This window comes from Rossellomorea sp. LjRoot5, from assembly GCF_964253455.1.
GTDB lineage: Bacteria > Bacillota > Bacilli > Bacillales > Bacillaceae_B > Rossellomorea.
On sequence record NZ_CAXUQN020000001.1, the window covers coordinates 2,684,107 to 2,697,993 of the forward strand.

The 13,887-nt window shown below is 43.1% G+C and carries 17 protein-coding genes; all 17 read right to left on the reverse strand.

All coding sequences use genetic code 11. The annotated features are described in order from the left end of the window. Positions 1–207: 207 nt before the first annotated feature. The 17 genes from dprA to ftsY all read right to left on the reverse strand — a co-directional run bounded on the left by dprA (position 208) and on the right by ftsY (position 13,880). Positions 208–1,083, reverse strand: a complete 876-nt coding sequence (gene dprA / locus ACSQ2E_RS13750) for a DNA-processing protein DprA (protein ID WP_435991364.1) — start codon at positions 1,081–1,083, stop codon at positions 208–210. Positions 1,084–1,158: 75 nt separating this feature from the next. Continuing rightward, the gene (gene sucD / locus ACSQ2E_RS13755) at positions 1,159–2,061 is read right to left on the reverse strand and encodes a succinate--CoA ligase subunit alpha (RefSeq protein ID WP_435991366.1); all 903 of its coding nucleotides are present in this window, start codon (positions 2,059–2,061) and stop codon (positions 1,159–1,161) included. A 16-nt stretch (positions 2,062–2,077) separates the two neighbouring features. After that, entirely contained in the window at positions 2,078–3,238 is a 1,161-nt protein-coding gene (gene sucC, locus ACSQ2E_RS13760) for an ADP-forming succinate--CoA ligase subunit beta (RefSeq protein WP_060669764.1), read from the reverse strand. 246 nt (positions 3,239–3,484) lie between these two features. Beyond that, positions 3,485–3,766 carry an EscU/YscU/HrcU family type III secretion system export apparatus switch protein gene (locus ACSQ2E_RS13765; RefSeq protein ID WP_435991368.1) on the reverse strand — a complete coding sequence of 94 codons (282 nt, stop codon included), beginning with the start codon at positions 3,764–3,766 and terminating at the stop codon, positions 3,485–3,487. Continuing rightward, on the reverse strand, positions 3,763–5,508 hold the full coding sequence (locus ACSQ2E_RS13770; RefSeq protein WP_435991370.1) for a hypothetical protein: 1,746 nt from the start codon (positions 5,506–5,508) through the stop codon (positions 3,763–3,765). Before ACSQ2E_RS13770 ends, ACSQ2E_RS13765 begins: the two co-directional genes overlap by 4 nt. Positions 5,509–5,560: 52 nt before the next feature. Further along, a complete protein-coding gene (locus tag ACSQ2E_RS13775) occupies positions 5,561–6,343 on the reverse strand; it encodes a ribonuclease HII (protein WP_435991372.1) in 783 nt (260 codons plus the stop codon). Between the two features lie 90 nt (positions 6,344–6,433). Next, positions 6,434–7,300 (reverse strand): ribosome biogenesis GTPase YlqF, encoded by an 867-nt coding sequence (gene ylqF, locus ACSQ2E_RS13780; protein ID WP_435991374.1) that lies wholly within the window; start codon positions 7,298–7,300, stop codon positions 6,434–6,436. A 26-nt stretch (positions 7,301–7,326) separates the two neighbouring features. Beyond that, positions 7,327–7,866, reverse strand: coding sequence for a signal peptidase I (lepB, locus tag ACSQ2E_RS13785; RefSeq protein WP_435991376.1), 540 nt, complete (start codon positions 7,864–7,866; stop codon positions 7,327–7,329). A gap of 175 nt (positions 7,867–8,041) precedes the next feature. Next, a complete protein-coding gene (gene rplS, locus ACSQ2E_RS13790) occupies positions 8,042–8,386 on the reverse strand; it encodes a 50S ribosomal protein L19 (RefSeq protein ID WP_032088854.1) in 345 nt (114 codons plus the stop codon). A gap of 137 nt (positions 8,387–8,523) precedes the next feature. Continuing rightward, complete coding sequence (gene trmD, locus ACSQ2E_RS13795) at positions 8,524–9,258, reverse strand: tRNA (guanosine(37)-N1)-methyltransferase TrmD (protein ID WP_435994546.1); 735 nt, start codon at positions 9,256–9,258, stop codon at positions 8,524–8,526. Then, positions 9,258–9,773, reverse strand: a complete 516-nt coding sequence (rimM, locus tag ACSQ2E_RS13800) for a ribosome maturation factor RimM (protein WP_435991379.1) — start codon at positions 9,771–9,773, stop codon at positions 9,258–9,260. Before rimM ends, trmD begins: the two co-directional genes overlap by 1 nt. Before the next feature lie 17 nt (positions 9,774–9,790). Further along, the gene (locus tag ACSQ2E_RS13805; protein WP_258263238.1) at positions 9,791–10,177 is read right to left on the reverse strand and encodes a YlqD family protein; all 387 of its coding nucleotides are present in this window, start codon (positions 10,175–10,177) and stop codon (positions 9,791–9,793) included. A gap of 229 nt (positions 10,178–10,406) precedes the next feature. Then, positions 10,407–10,640 carry a KH domain-containing protein gene (locus ACSQ2E_RS13810; RefSeq protein WP_034755686.1) on the reverse strand — a complete coding sequence of 78 codons (234 nt, stop codon included), beginning with the start codon at positions 10,638–10,640 and terminating at the stop codon, positions 10,407–10,409. A gap of 12 nt (positions 10,641–10,652) precedes the next feature. After that, positions 10,653–10,925 (reverse strand): 30S ribosomal protein S16, encoded by a 273-nt coding sequence (gene rpsP, locus ACSQ2E_RS13815; protein ID WP_034755689.1) that lies wholly within the window; start codon positions 10,923–10,925, stop codon positions 10,653–10,655. Between the two features lie 118 nt (positions 10,926–11,043). Further along, positions 11,044–12,387 carry a signal recognition particle protein gene (ffh, locus tag ACSQ2E_RS13820; protein WP_435991382.1) on the reverse strand — a complete coding sequence of 448 codons (1,344 nt, stop codon included), beginning with the start codon at positions 12,385–12,387 and terminating at the stop codon, positions 11,044–11,046. 12 nt (positions 12,388–12,399) lie between these two features. After that, positions 12,400–12,711, reverse strand: coding sequence for a putative DNA-binding protein (locus ACSQ2E_RS13825; protein WP_371928757.1), 312 nt, complete (start codon positions 12,709–12,711; stop codon positions 12,400–12,402). A 182-nt stretch (positions 12,712–12,893) separates the two neighbouring features. Continuing rightward, positions 12,894–13,880, reverse strand: coding sequence for a signal recognition particle-docking protein FtsY (ftsY, locus tag ACSQ2E_RS13830; RefSeq protein WP_435991384.1), 987 nt, complete (start codon positions 13,878–13,880; stop codon positions 12,894–12,896). Positions 13,881–13,887 lie beyond the last annotated feature (7 nt).

The following is a 13,887-nucleotide window of genomic DNA, read 5'->3' on the forward strand; positions in this document are numbered from 1 at the left end:
TTCACATAGGTGTAAGAATGATTTCAGTGTAGAGAAGTACTGCTCTAATCTATTTATTTCTCTTTTATACAGTTTTTGATACCTGTTGCAAAATGTATAACAGTTTCAGCATAAATGCAACCATTTTGTATGAATTACATGTGATATTCATCGTTTTATGTTCAAAAAACCCCTTTAATAATAGATTTTACATCATATTTTTGAAGTTTATACCCTGAGATCTGAGAAAATGTCTTCTATTGTCAGAACCATCTTGGCTCCTTCTTGTATAAGGGAGTTTGTTCCTTCTGCCAATGGATCGTATATGGACCCTGGTAAGCACAGGACTTCCCTCCCTTCGTTCAATGCATAATCTGCCGTGATAAATGTACCGCTCTTTTTTCTGGCTTCGGTGACAAGTACCGCATCACTGATACCACTAATGATTCGATTCCTAAATGGGAAATGCCATTTTTCCGGTTTGATATAAGGGGGATATTCCGAAAGGAGGAGATGGTGGTCCATCATATGGTCGGCCAGATCGACATTTTGTTTAGGATAAATATGCTGGAATCCTCCTCCCAACACACCTATCGTTCTGCCGCCTGATCTTATCGCTTCTTTATGAGCGATGGTATCAGCCCCTTTTGCCAGTCCACTTACGATCACAACATCACGTTTGACAAGCTCCGGAATCATTGTGTGTAGAACTTTTTCTGTGTAGGAGGTGGCGTTTCTCGACCCTATCACAGCCAATTTTGGGGAAAAACGGAGCAGTTTCCTGTCACCTTTTAAAAAGAGGAGAAATGGGGGATCATATACATTTTTCAACAAGACTGGATAATCATCATCAAAAAGGGTGATCCACTCTATATTGTTCTCAGCATAGAGCTGCATATAGCGTTTTGAAGAAAAGGAATGGAGATCTTTATAGAAGGTTTCTACATTCGTAGAAGTGGCGTGCGTTATCTGTTGGAGTTTTGATAAAGGGAGTTCAAGGACAGCGTGAAGATCCTGATAAGTTTCTAGCAATCGTTTTATGCCTTTCAAACCAATTCCACGGCAGTGATGAATATGAAAGACAAGGTGACGGTTTCCTTTCATTAAAAGCCTCCTAACGATCAAGTTAATATAGATAAAATTGAGACTGACAGCCAAGCTGTCAGTCTCAGTAAAAAATTAATGCGTTTTACATTTATCGAGGATTCCCTCTTCTTTAAGGACCTTGATCAATGTTTCCCCCATATCTGAAGGAGTTGGCGCAACTTGAATTCCACATTCGTTCATAACGCGGATTTTCTCATCAGCCGTCCCTTTACCACCTGAAATGATCGCACCGGCATGGCCCATACGTTTCCCTGGAGGTGCCGTACGTCCACCGATGAAGCCGACTACAGGCTTCGTCATATTAGCCTTGATCCACTCAGCAGCTTCTTCTTCGGCTGTACCTCCGATTTCACCGATCATGATCACGGCATACGTATCCTCATCTTCGTTGAATGCTTTCAATACGTCAATGAAATCTGTACCGTTTACAGGGTCTCCACCGATACCCACTGCCGTTGACTGCCCGATTCCAGCTTGTGAAAGTTGGTGGACGGCTTCATACGTCAATGTACCAGAACGTGAAACAACCCCTACATGTCCTTTAGTATGGATGTAACCAGGCATGATCCCGATCTTACATTCGTCAGGAGTGATGACTCCAGGACAGTTCGGCCCGACAAGGCGTGTATTCTTGCCTTCCATGTACCTCTTAACCTTTACCATATCCAATACAGGGATATGCTCTGTGATACAAATGGCCAGATCAAGCTCGGCATCTACCGCTTCCATGATTGCATCTGCTGCAAATGGTGCAGGAACATAGATGACGGAAGCATTTACGCCAGTTGCTTTCTTTGCTTCTTCCACAGTATTGAAAACAGGTACGCCTTCAACCTCTGTTCCGCCTTTTCCAGGTGTAACACCTGCCACGATCTGTGTACCGTATTCAAGCATTTGCTTCGTATGAAAAAGAGCTGTTGATCCTGTAATTCCTTGTACAACAACCTTGGTATCTTTATTAATAAATACGCTCATTAGTCCCCCGCCTTTCTCAGCCTACTTGCTCAACGATTTTTTGTGCGCCGTCTGCCATGGATTCAGCTGCAATGATATTCAAGCCTGATTGATTCAGGATTTCTTTACCTAAGTCTACATTCGTTCCTTCAAGACGAACCACAAGTGGTACTTGAAGACCGATCTGCTTAGCAGCTTCTACAACACCCGTTGCGATGACGTCACATTTCATGATTCCACCGAAGATGTTGACGAAAATACCTTTAACGTTTTCATCAGAAAGGATGATTTTGAATGCTTCTGTTACCTTTTCAGCTGTGGCACCGCCCCCAACATCAAGGAAGTTAGCGGGATCTCCGCCATAATGCTTCACGATGTCCATCGTGGCCATGGCAAGACCAGCGCCATTTACCATACACCCGATATTCCCATCAAGGGAAATATAGCTCAGGTCGTATTTGGAAGCTTCGATTTCTTTCGCATCTTCTTCTTCAAGATCGCGTAACTCAATGACATCCTTTTGGCGGTATAATGCATTTGAATCGAAGTTGAACTTCGCATCAAGTGCCATGACATCTCCGTCACCAGTCACTACTAACGGGTTGATTTCAACAATTGAAGCATCCTTTTGGATGTACACATTGTAAAGACCCATCATGAACTTAGCTGCTTTACCTACAAGTTTTTGAGGAATATTGATATTGAATGCAATACGTCTCGCTTGGAAACCTGTTAATCCAACAACTGGATCGATGTACTCTTTAAAGATTTTTTCAGGTGTTTGTTCTGCTACCTCTTCGATTTCCGTTCCACCTTCTTCAGATGCCATAAGGACAACCTGGGAAGTTGCACGGTCGAGTACAAGACCTACATAATACTCTTTTTTGATATCACAGCCTTCTTCGATAAGTAAGCGCTTTACTTCCTTACCTTCAGGACCCGTTTGGTGAGTAACTAAAGTTTTTCCGATTAATTCCTCTGCATATGTACGCACTTCGTCAAGGCTCTTGGCGATTTTGACTCCGCCTGCCTTGCCCCGTCCACCTGCGTGGATTTGCGCCTTTACAACATATACGCTAGAATCTAACGTTTTCGCCGCTTCTACTGCCTCTTCAGCTGTAAAAGCCACTTTACCATTTGGTACGGACACCCCGTAATTTCTGAGGATTTCTTTACCTTGATATTCATGGATATTCATTTTCCATCCTCCTATCAAACTCTTCAAAAAATAGACTGCGCTTTCATTGTATAAAATGACAGTATATATGTCTACCATTATGCTAAAAATATTATATTAATTTAAAAATTCTGAACATAATTAGATAGAATTCATTTACATCATGCCGTTTCTACTAGAAGGAACACACATAAATTATTATACTCAAAAAATATATTCCACCTAACCAATCTAGCTTCATTTAACGTCACCGTGAGATCCTTTTGTTCATTCTCTCCTGGATATGTCCCTGTCCAAACGGTAGATAAAAGCAAATACTTCTGCTACGGCTCCGTATAATTCCTCAGGGATGGATTCACCGATATCCAGGTTGCCGAGGAGGGATAACAGGCTCTTATCCTCTTGAACAGGTACTCCATGCTCCATCGCTCTTGACAGGATGTTTTCAGCAATCATCCCTTTTCCTTTTGCCACGACTTTTGGCGCTGATGCTTCTTGCTGATTATAACTTAGAGCAATCGCTTCTTTTCTCTCGTGCCGCCTTTTCATATTTTTACATCAACTCCGGAAAATGTTCGATTGGACTCGTTCCTTAAGATCTTTTCTGAGAGGCTTTCATGTTTATCGGGTTTCTTCACTTTCACGGCGGATAACTGATAGTCCAATTTCTCGAGCCCTTTTTTTAGATCGGGAATGAGTGGTTGTGACAAAGCTTCTATTGCTGAATGGTCATTCCAAACCGTCAGAGAAATGACACGGTGTTGTACCTGCATATCGATCAAGGTCTCATCCAATTCCTTCATGTTCAAATAAAATAACACCCTGCAATAGTCGCCATCGATGACTCCCTTTTCCTTCTCTTTTCCAGTCCATTGTAAGGTGATATCCGTATTTCGTCCGAACAGATACATTGGAAACTGCTGTACGATTGTAAGGAGAGGGGATGGATCCTGGGAATGAAGCACTTGATGGTTCATTCTCAGAACAATGTCATCGGCTAATTGTCGAATGTCCGATGACGGGTGATGCTGGCTTAATCCGATAAGATGCTCCTTCAGTGTCTGGCCCTGAATCTCATATCCTTTCTGGAACTGAGCTTCATAGTTGATTCCGAAGTCACCGATCATCCTTTTTAATACTTTGGCCAATTCATCTCCCCTGAGTTGTTCCGTCAGGTCCAATACCGTTTGGTGGTGAAGCATCTGGAAGATTTTTTCCTGATTCGATGAAGGGACACCTTTCCCAGTTATTTGTTCAAGCCTGCTAAAGTTCATTTCCACAAGCTTTTCCTTCCCTGCTAATCCGACCAGCTGTTTTGCCGCTGCTTCAGGTGTCTCGTCTTCTGTTCCCTCCAGCCGGGTTTTTGAGCCTGTAAGGATATTCATCCATTTATCCACAAGAGAGAAAGCTGATTTAGTACCGGCTCCACTCACACTTGAAGCCTGTTCACGGCCGCTTCGAAGTCCTTCAGTTGCCGCCAGCCCGCCCTTTCCATCTGAAGTCACTCTCTCAAGGATCATGCCCGTTAAACCTTCCTTCCATTGATTCATGACCGTTTCATTCTGAATGAATCCAAGGGACTTTAATAAATCAAATCGTCCCAAACGGTTTGCGTAGGTTTGTGAAGAATCCGCTAAACCCGTCAACGCTTTGATGACAAGATTTTCAGATATATTCCTCTTTAAGGGTTCCTGCAGTCTTCGAATCACTTGAAGAGTGCTTCCATCTCCTCCCACTTCATTTAGTTTCGAAGCAAGAGTATCCAGCATGGAAATAAAATCACCACTTTCTCCTGCTTTCATGGAAAGGAATATCCTGTCTGTAAATGGCAGGTTCCTCTTTGCCATTTCTACGATGATCTTTAAATTAAGAGCTGCATCCTCCCCTGTAACATGCTTCCCTGCAAACACCAGCATCTCTTTATGAATGGGTATCTTATCCTTTACAAGATCCGAAACCAAAGAAGTCATTTCTTTCTCATCGGTCGAAATGGATAAATGATGTAAGAGCTTAGAAGCAATTCCTTCACCATCTCCTTGGCGAGACGGGATCAATTGGAGGCTGATTCCTGCCTCTGTCTGCTTCACTTCCACCCATTGACGCTCTCCAGCTTTCAAAGGAGTTTCAAGCTTTGCCAAGAACCGCTGACCGTTTGCAGATACTTCTGCCAGATCATCACCCAACAACTTATGTACCTTTATATAGATAACCTTTCCACCCTGGACCGAAAATGGTTTTTCACCAGGAGAGGACAGTGTCTGATTCCTTGCAGTACCGTGAATGTGGGTCATCTCTCTCCCCTCCGTCCCATGTTATTCATCCTACACTTTATGCTGAAAACGCTTATCCTTTAGTCTGCAGATGCTCTTTTACCGGTGCGAAGCTTTTCCGGTGCAGAGGGGTCACTCCTAATTGCTCAAGTCCATTTAAGTGGTCTTTTGTTCCATAGCCTGCATTTTTCTCGAAAGCATAGCCGGGGTACTTTTCAGCATATTCCTTCATCATCCTGTCTCTCGTAACCTTTGCGATAATGGAAGCTGCAGCAATGGAAATGCTTTTTGAATCTCCTTTGATGATTGACTGACTCGGATATGGCGATTGAATTTTCATGGCATCGATCAATAAGTAATCCGGCTGAACAGGCAGATGGATGATCGCGTCATTCATCGCCTTTTTCGTCGCTTGATAAATATTGATGGAATCGATCTCCTCCGCCTGGACCATTCCAACTCCAATTGAAATCGCATGATGTTGGATATATTCATAATACTCTTCTCTTTTTCCTTCTGAAAGCTTCTTGCTGTCATTCAATCCTGCTAAGTAGAAGTCTTGGGGAAGGATGACGGCTGCCGTCACGACCGGCCCTGCAAGCGGCCCCCTTCCCACCTCGTCTATCCCGGCGATACGGGTGAATCCTTGATGACGCAACTCACTTTCATATCGGGTGAGGTCCTGAAACTCCTTTTTCTCCTTAGCTTGCTTCTTTCGTTCCCTTTCAAGCTGAAGCAGAAGTTTCTGAACACCCTTTCTCTCATCCTGTTTCAATTCTACCAAAATCGGATCAGACTCTGTTAGTGTCCCGATCAATTGTTTAATTTCATTGATCGTTCTATGTACTTTCGTCACGTATGCTCCTCCTCGTATATATCGGATATCCCGCACAAAAATAAAGAGGCTGCGTCAAAGAGATCCATTCCCTTTATACAGCCTCTGCCGTTATTCACTATCTTTTTCAGCTTCACCAATAAAATCAAATGTCATAGGTCCTAACTGAACATTCCGTATATCCCTGACGATGATTTCAGAAGTCTTGTCATAATTGACTTCCCCACCGGTCATCAGACAGCCTCTCTTAGCCCCGATTTTATCAAAGCTATCCACTACCTCTTCAGATAACTCTTCGAGGCCGTAACGCTCCTCTAATCGCTCTGGATAATACTCTGCAAGAAAGCGCAGGCCATATACGGCAATATCCTGCAAATTCAGAATGGTATCTTTGATTGCTCCCGTTAATGCCAGTTTATAGCCTACCTTGGGATCTTCGAACTTCGGCCATAAAATGCCGGGGGTATCGAGCAGCTCAAGCTCTTTACCGACCTTGATCCACTGCTGTGCTTTCGTCACACCAGGTGTATTTCCTGTTTTGGCGATATTCTTCTTCGCCAGCCTGTTGATCAAGGTCGATTTACCAACGTTCGGAATCCCCACAATCATCGCCCTGATGGCCCGTGGTCTCATTCCCCTCGACTTCATGCGATCGAATTTATCTTTGAGGATTTCTTTAGCCGCCTGCACGATGACTTGAAGACCTTTGCCGGCCTGTGCATTTACCGCAAGTGCGGTGATTCCCTGCTCTTTGAAGTAGGCAATCCACTGATTAGTCCTGTTTGTGTCTGCCATGTCTGCTTTATTTAATAAAACGAGTCGCGGCTTTTGGCCGATGATTTCTTCAATCATCGGATTTCTGGATGATAACGGGATTCTTGCATCAACTAATTCAATCACTATGTCTACAAGTTTTAATTTCTCAGTCACTTGTCTACGAGCTTTAGCCATATGCCCTGGAAACCATTGTATCGTCATATGACCACCTCCAAACACTTTTTCTATTATTTCACTAAACCGAAATCTTTAACAGGCCAATAGATCACTTTCGTGTCCCCGATTACTTCATCGGTCGAGACCGTTCCGATATGACGGCTATCTTTACTGAATCGCCGGTTATCCCCCATAACAAAAATTTCCCCTTCCGGTACTGTTTCTTCACCGGTTATATCCTTTAATGAAAAATCTTCGGTTAGGACACCGCCGTTCAATTGATCTTTGTATTCTTTGAGATATGGTTCAGTATAGGCTTTTCCATTAATATATAATATATCATTTTTATACTCTACCTTATCCCCCGGCAGGCCGATGACCCGTTTGATATAATCCTTTTGCTCGGGAGCATGGAAAACGACGATATCGAAGCGCTCAGGCTCTCCCAATTTACTTACAATCATTCGGTCACCATTATGTAAAGTAGGCATCATTGATAATCCGTCAACTACGATGGGGGCAAATAAAAAGAATCTGATGATAGCTGCTAACCCTACTGCAATTAACAGGGCCTTCATCCATTCCCACCACTCGTTTTTTTCTTTAACCACATCTCCACCACCCATGATTTTTTCTATCTTTTTCTATTCTACTAGAAATTCTTCTAATTCTCATTAAAAATTGGTGGTTTCCCGAAAATAGTCGATATCCTCTTTCTACTCCCTTAAACGAAAGGTTTTAGAAAAAGGAAAAGGAGCTTGTCTCCAAGCTCCTTTTCTTACGTTCTTATCGAATTTCTTTAATACGAGCCGCTTTACCACGCAGATTACGCAGGTAATAAAGTTTCGCACGACGGACTTTACCGCGACGAATAACTTCTAATTTAGCGATTTTAGGTGTGTGTACTGGGAAAGTACGCTCAACACCTACACCGTAAGAAATTTTACGAACAGTAAATGTTTCGCTGATACCGCCACCACGGCGTTTGATTACTACTCCTTCGTAAACCTGAATACGTTCACGAGTACCCTCAACGATGTTAACGTGTACACGTACTGTATCACCAGGACGGAAAGATGGTAGATCAGAGCGAAGTTGTTCTTTCGTAATATCTTCGATTAATTTGTGCATCTTTTTCAACTCCTTCCAACAGATGCTCTTACAAAAGCGATTGATTGCAGCGGAACATCGGGATCCATGATTTCAGGAGATAACTCCTGGAAACCACAAAGAATATAATACCATACAGGCCTTCAGGATGCAAGAGCCTATTTAGAGTTTCTCCATTCCTCTATCCAAGCCTTTTGTCGATCTGTGAGAGGATAACTCTCTAATAGATCCGGCCTTCTTTCATAGGTCCTTTTCAGGCTCTCTTTCTCTCTCCATTCATCGATCAGACGATGGTTTCCTGAAATCAACTCAACGGGTACCTTCATCCCTCTGAAATCTGATGGACGGGTGTAATGCGGATGCTCCAAGAGACCTGAAGAGAACGAATCAAGTATAGGGGAATCCTCATTCCCCAGTACCCCGGGAAGCAGGCGGACAACACTATCTATGACCACCATCGCCCCGAGTTCCCCGCCAGTCAACACATAGTCACCAATGGAGATTTCGTCGGTTACCACGTGCTCTCTTATTCGTTCATCATAGCCTTCATAATGACCGCAAATAAATACGAGATGATCTTCTTTCGAAAGCTCCTCAGCCTTTTGCTGGGTATATCGTTCTCCCTGCGGGCACATAAGGATGACCCGCGGCGTAGATTCTTCTTCTTTTCTCAACGCCTCGACTGCATCAAATATAGGCTGAGGCTTCAAAACCATCCCGGCCCCCCCGCCGTAAGGGTAATCATCCACCTGATTATGTTTGTTATCAGCGTACTCACGAAAGTTGATCACATTATACGTAACGGCTCTTTTCTCATTGGCCTTTTTTAAGATGGAATCACCGAAGATCCCTTCGAACATACCAGGGAATAAAGAGAGGACGTCAATTCTCATCATGATAGCAGGCCTTCCATCGGCTCAATGGTAATAAGCTGACACTCAATATCGACCGTTTTCACGATATCCTCTATATAAGGGATGAGGTACTCTTTCCCTCGCTCACCCTTCACTACCCATACATCGTTCGCCCCCGGGCTCAAAATCTCTTTGACGGTACCCAGCTCTTCTCCTGCTGTTGTCACTACCTTACAGCCGACGATTTCATGGAGATAGTATTCCCCTTCGTCCAGTTCCTGTAATTGGTCTTCCTGCACCTTCAGGATGCCTTCTTTAAACTTCTCGACCTCATTGATATTTTCATACCCTTCAAACGTAAGCAAATCAAAACTCTTATGATTTCTATGAGATTTGATCACGAGACCGAGGGATTCCTGGCCATTCCTGAACAAATAGAGAGTGTTCCCTTTCTGATAACGCTCTTCGGGGAAATCTGTCGTCGATACGACCTTCACTTCCCCTTTAACTCCATGAGTGTTGACAATCTTACCTACATTAAACCACTTTTCCATCGCATTCACCTCTTGCATTAACGTATTTCTTTCACTATACCGTCTTCTATTACAATCGTCTTTGAAAGGGTTTCTTCCTCCCAATTGTCACCAACTTGAATGTCCATCATACCTTGGACTTCTTTTTCTTTCAGCTCGCTGCCAATCGGGAGGATATTCAGCTGTTCCATTTGAAATTCCAACAGCTTGATTTTTTCTGCCCGTTCATTCAATTCTCTTTCAAAATGCTGATTTAATTTATGAGTGGGATATTTCTTGCCACGTTCAATCTTTTTCATTTCGAACTGAAGCTGATCACTTTCCTTTTTCAAATGAAACGTTTGATTTTCATAGCGTTTCATTAACAGGTCCTTACTCTTTTCTGTGAGGACTTGTTTAATTGTTATCGTATGTATCACGTTCAACGTCTTTCCTCCTCCTTCTATTCACCCCTCACTGAAGTAATGACCTTAAGGGTGTTCTTAGGGGAGAAACGGTTTTATGAGGGCTTAAAACCCATCTGACGATAGTATACCATTACATGGCGATCAACCCTATGAAAAAGGGGACTGACGTCTTAAGGCTAAGTAGTAACCTTTGTGGGTCAGTCCCCTGATTCTTAGAGCTTGTAGTAATGAGCTTTAGTAAGCTTCCTTACTCCACTATCTCTAAAAAGATTTTCTTCTGTTGTGAAGATCCTGCTGCAGCGTATACCACAGTTCGAATCGATTTAGCTACTCGCCCCTGTTTCCCAATGACCTTACCCATATCCTCGGGATGAACGGATAACTTATAAGTTAAACCGTTCGTCCCTTCATCTAAATCGACGCGGACAGAGTCCGGATGGTCAACCAGGGGTTTCACAATCGTTAGAATAAGATCTTTCATCGATCTAATCGATTACTTGCTGTTCTTAGCATTGTGGAATTTTTCCATAATGCCTTGGTTTGAGAATAGGTTACGAACTGTGTCAGATGGCTTAGCACCATTTGATAACCATTTAAGAGCTAATTCTTCATCGATTTTCACTTCAGCTGGTTTAGCAACCGGGTTGTAAGTTCCAACTGTTTCGATTTGACGTCCATCACGTGGTGAACGAGAATCTGCAACTACGATACGATAGAAAGGGGATTTTTTTGCTCCCATACGTTTTAATCTGATTTTTACTGCCATAATTAAAGCACCTCCGAATAGTTTCACACAAGTTAGTATAATATCAAATGTGTATTTTGTTTGTAAAGTGTTTTTTCTTAACAGTTCAATTTTTCTTATGAAAAGTTGAACGAATCGCTTACATAAATGGGAATTTCATCCCTTTTTTCTTACCTTTTCCTTGCATCCCACTCATCTGTTTCATCATTTTCTTCATGTCCTCGAATTGTTTCAGAAGTCGGTTCACCTCTTGAATGGATGTCCCGCTCCCTTTTGCAATCCGTTTACGGCGGGAAGCATTGATCGTTTCAGGGTGGGTTTTTTCATCGCTCGTCATGGATTGGATGATGGCCTCTACGTGACTGATCTGCTTGTCATCGACTTGAATCTTATCCAGACCCTTCATCTTGTTTGCTCCAGGCATCATTTTGAGAAGTTCGTCCAGAGGACCCATCTGCCTCACTTGACCTAGTTGATCAAGGAAATCATCAAATGTGAAAGACATCGTGCGCATTTTTTGTTCAAGTTCTTTGGCCTTCTCTTCATCCACATTCGCCTGAGCCTTTTCAATGAGGGACAAGACATCCCCCATACCGAGGATCCGTGATGCCATACGCTCAGGATGGAAGGCTTCCAAGGCATCCATCTTCTCACCCATACCTACAAATTTAATAGGCTTTTCAGTGACGGAACGGATGGATAACGCTGCTCCGCCTCTGGTGTCACCATCAAGTTTGGTCAGGACAACACCGGATATACCAAGAGCTTCATTGAAGCTTTGTGCAACGTTAACTGCATCTTGACCAGTCATGGCATCTACCACGAGGAAAATCTCGTCCGGATTGGAGAGTTCTTTAATTTCTTTCAGCTCTCCCATCAGGTTTTCATCAATGTGAAGTCGACCTGCTGTATCAATCAGAACATAATCGTGATGTTCTTCTTTTGCCTTTTCGATGGCTTTTTTCGCAATTTCAACCGGGCTTACCTGATCCCCAAGTGAAAACACGGGAAGGCTTAATTGCTTTCCGATGGTTTCCAACTGTTTGATGGCAGCGGGACGGTAAATATCAGCAGCCACCAACAGCGGTTTGCGGTTATGTTTCTTCCGAAGCAGGTTCGCAAGCTTACCAGTGGTCGTCGTTTTACCTGCACCTTGTAAACCAACCATCATAATGACAGTGGGTGGACGTTTAGCGACGGCAATCTGACTTTGTTCGCCACCCATCAAGTTTGTAAGCTCTTCCTGAACAACTTTAATGACCTGTTGACCAGGTGTAAGGCTCTTCATGACTTCTTGTCCGACAGCCCGTTCACTTACTTTCTTGACGAATTGCTTCACCACTTTAAAATTAACGTCTGCTTCTAAAAGAGCAAGACGAACTTCACGCATCATTTCTTTGACATCCGCTTCTGAGATCTTTCCTTTTCCACGGATTTTTTGTATTGTACCTTGCAGTCGGTCGGCTAATCCTTCAAATGCCATTCATGCCGCCTCCTAATCCAATATTTCAAGATCATCAATGAGTTTTAAACAATGAGAAGAATCGATTGATGGCTCTTCTATTTTTTGTCTGAGTTGATCAAGAATCTCGTTGCGTTCTTGAAATTTTTTAAATAATAAAAGCTTTTCTTCGTACTCCTCGATCATGGCCTCTGTCCTCTTAATGTTATCGTACACTGCTTGCCGGCTAACATTATATTCCTCAGCAATTTCACCTAAAGAGAAATCATCCAGGTAATAGAGGGACATATAGCTTCTTTGTTTAGGAGTTAACAAAGATTGATAAAAATCGTAGAGATAATTCATTCTGGTCGTTTTCTCCAGCACGGATATCCCTCCTTGTTAAGTGAAAAACCTTTACATATGAAGAATACAGTGTTTACGGGCGCTTGTCAAGGATACTGACGGATTTTTCATAGAGAAAAGTAGAGCAGCCTGCTGGACTATATCGTAAAGTCTCTAAAGCAGGCTGCCCTATGGATTATGATTTATTCTTCTTCATCGACGAGGGTTGAAAACAAGCCGTAAACATACTTTTCAGCATCGAACGGTTGAAGGTCATCCATTTTTTCTCCCAGACCCACATATTTCACCGGAATTTCGAGCTCGTTCCGGATCGCAAGCACGATCCCGCCTTTAGCAGTCCCGTCAAGCTTCGTCAGGACGATACCTGAGACGTTTGTTGCTTCTTTAAAGGTTTTTGCCTGTACCATGGCATTTTGCCCTGTGGTTGCGTCAAGAACGAGTAATACTTCGTGAGGGGCTCCTGGAATTTCTCTTTCAATCACCCGTTTCACCTTTTCAAGCTCTTTCATTAAATTCACTTTGTTTTGCAATCTTCCTGCCGTATCACAAATGAGTATGTCCGCCTTTTTCGCTTTGGCAGATTGGACGGCATCGAACATCACAGCCGCAGGATCGCTTCCCGCCGCCTGCTTAATGACAGGGACCCCAACGCGTTCACCCCATACTTCAAGCTGTTCGATGGCACCTGCGCGAAATGTGTCGCCTGCTGCAAGAACAACATTTTTGCCCTGTTCCTTGAACATATGAGCCATTTTTCCGATGGTCGTCGTCTTCCCTACTCCATTCACACCGACAAATAGTAAAACCGTCAGTTGGTCTTCTTGAATATTCAGGCTGTTGTCCTCATCGCGATCACCCTGGTAGATCTCAACAAGCTTCTCTGAAATGACGGATTGGACGTCTTCCGTATCTTGAATATTTTTTCGTTGCACTTCAAGTTTAAGTTCATCAATGAGCTCCATGACGGTATCAAAGCCGACATCCGCTCCGATCAGAATTTCCTCCAGCTCTTCAAAGAATTCTTCATCGACTTTGCGGTATCTGGCCACCAGATCATTCACCTTTGACGTGAAGTTATTTCTTGTTTTACTTAACCCATCTTTAAATTTCTCTGTGACATTATCACTGGACTGTGTAAATTTATTTTTAAGCTTCTTAAAAAAACTCACTTTTCCA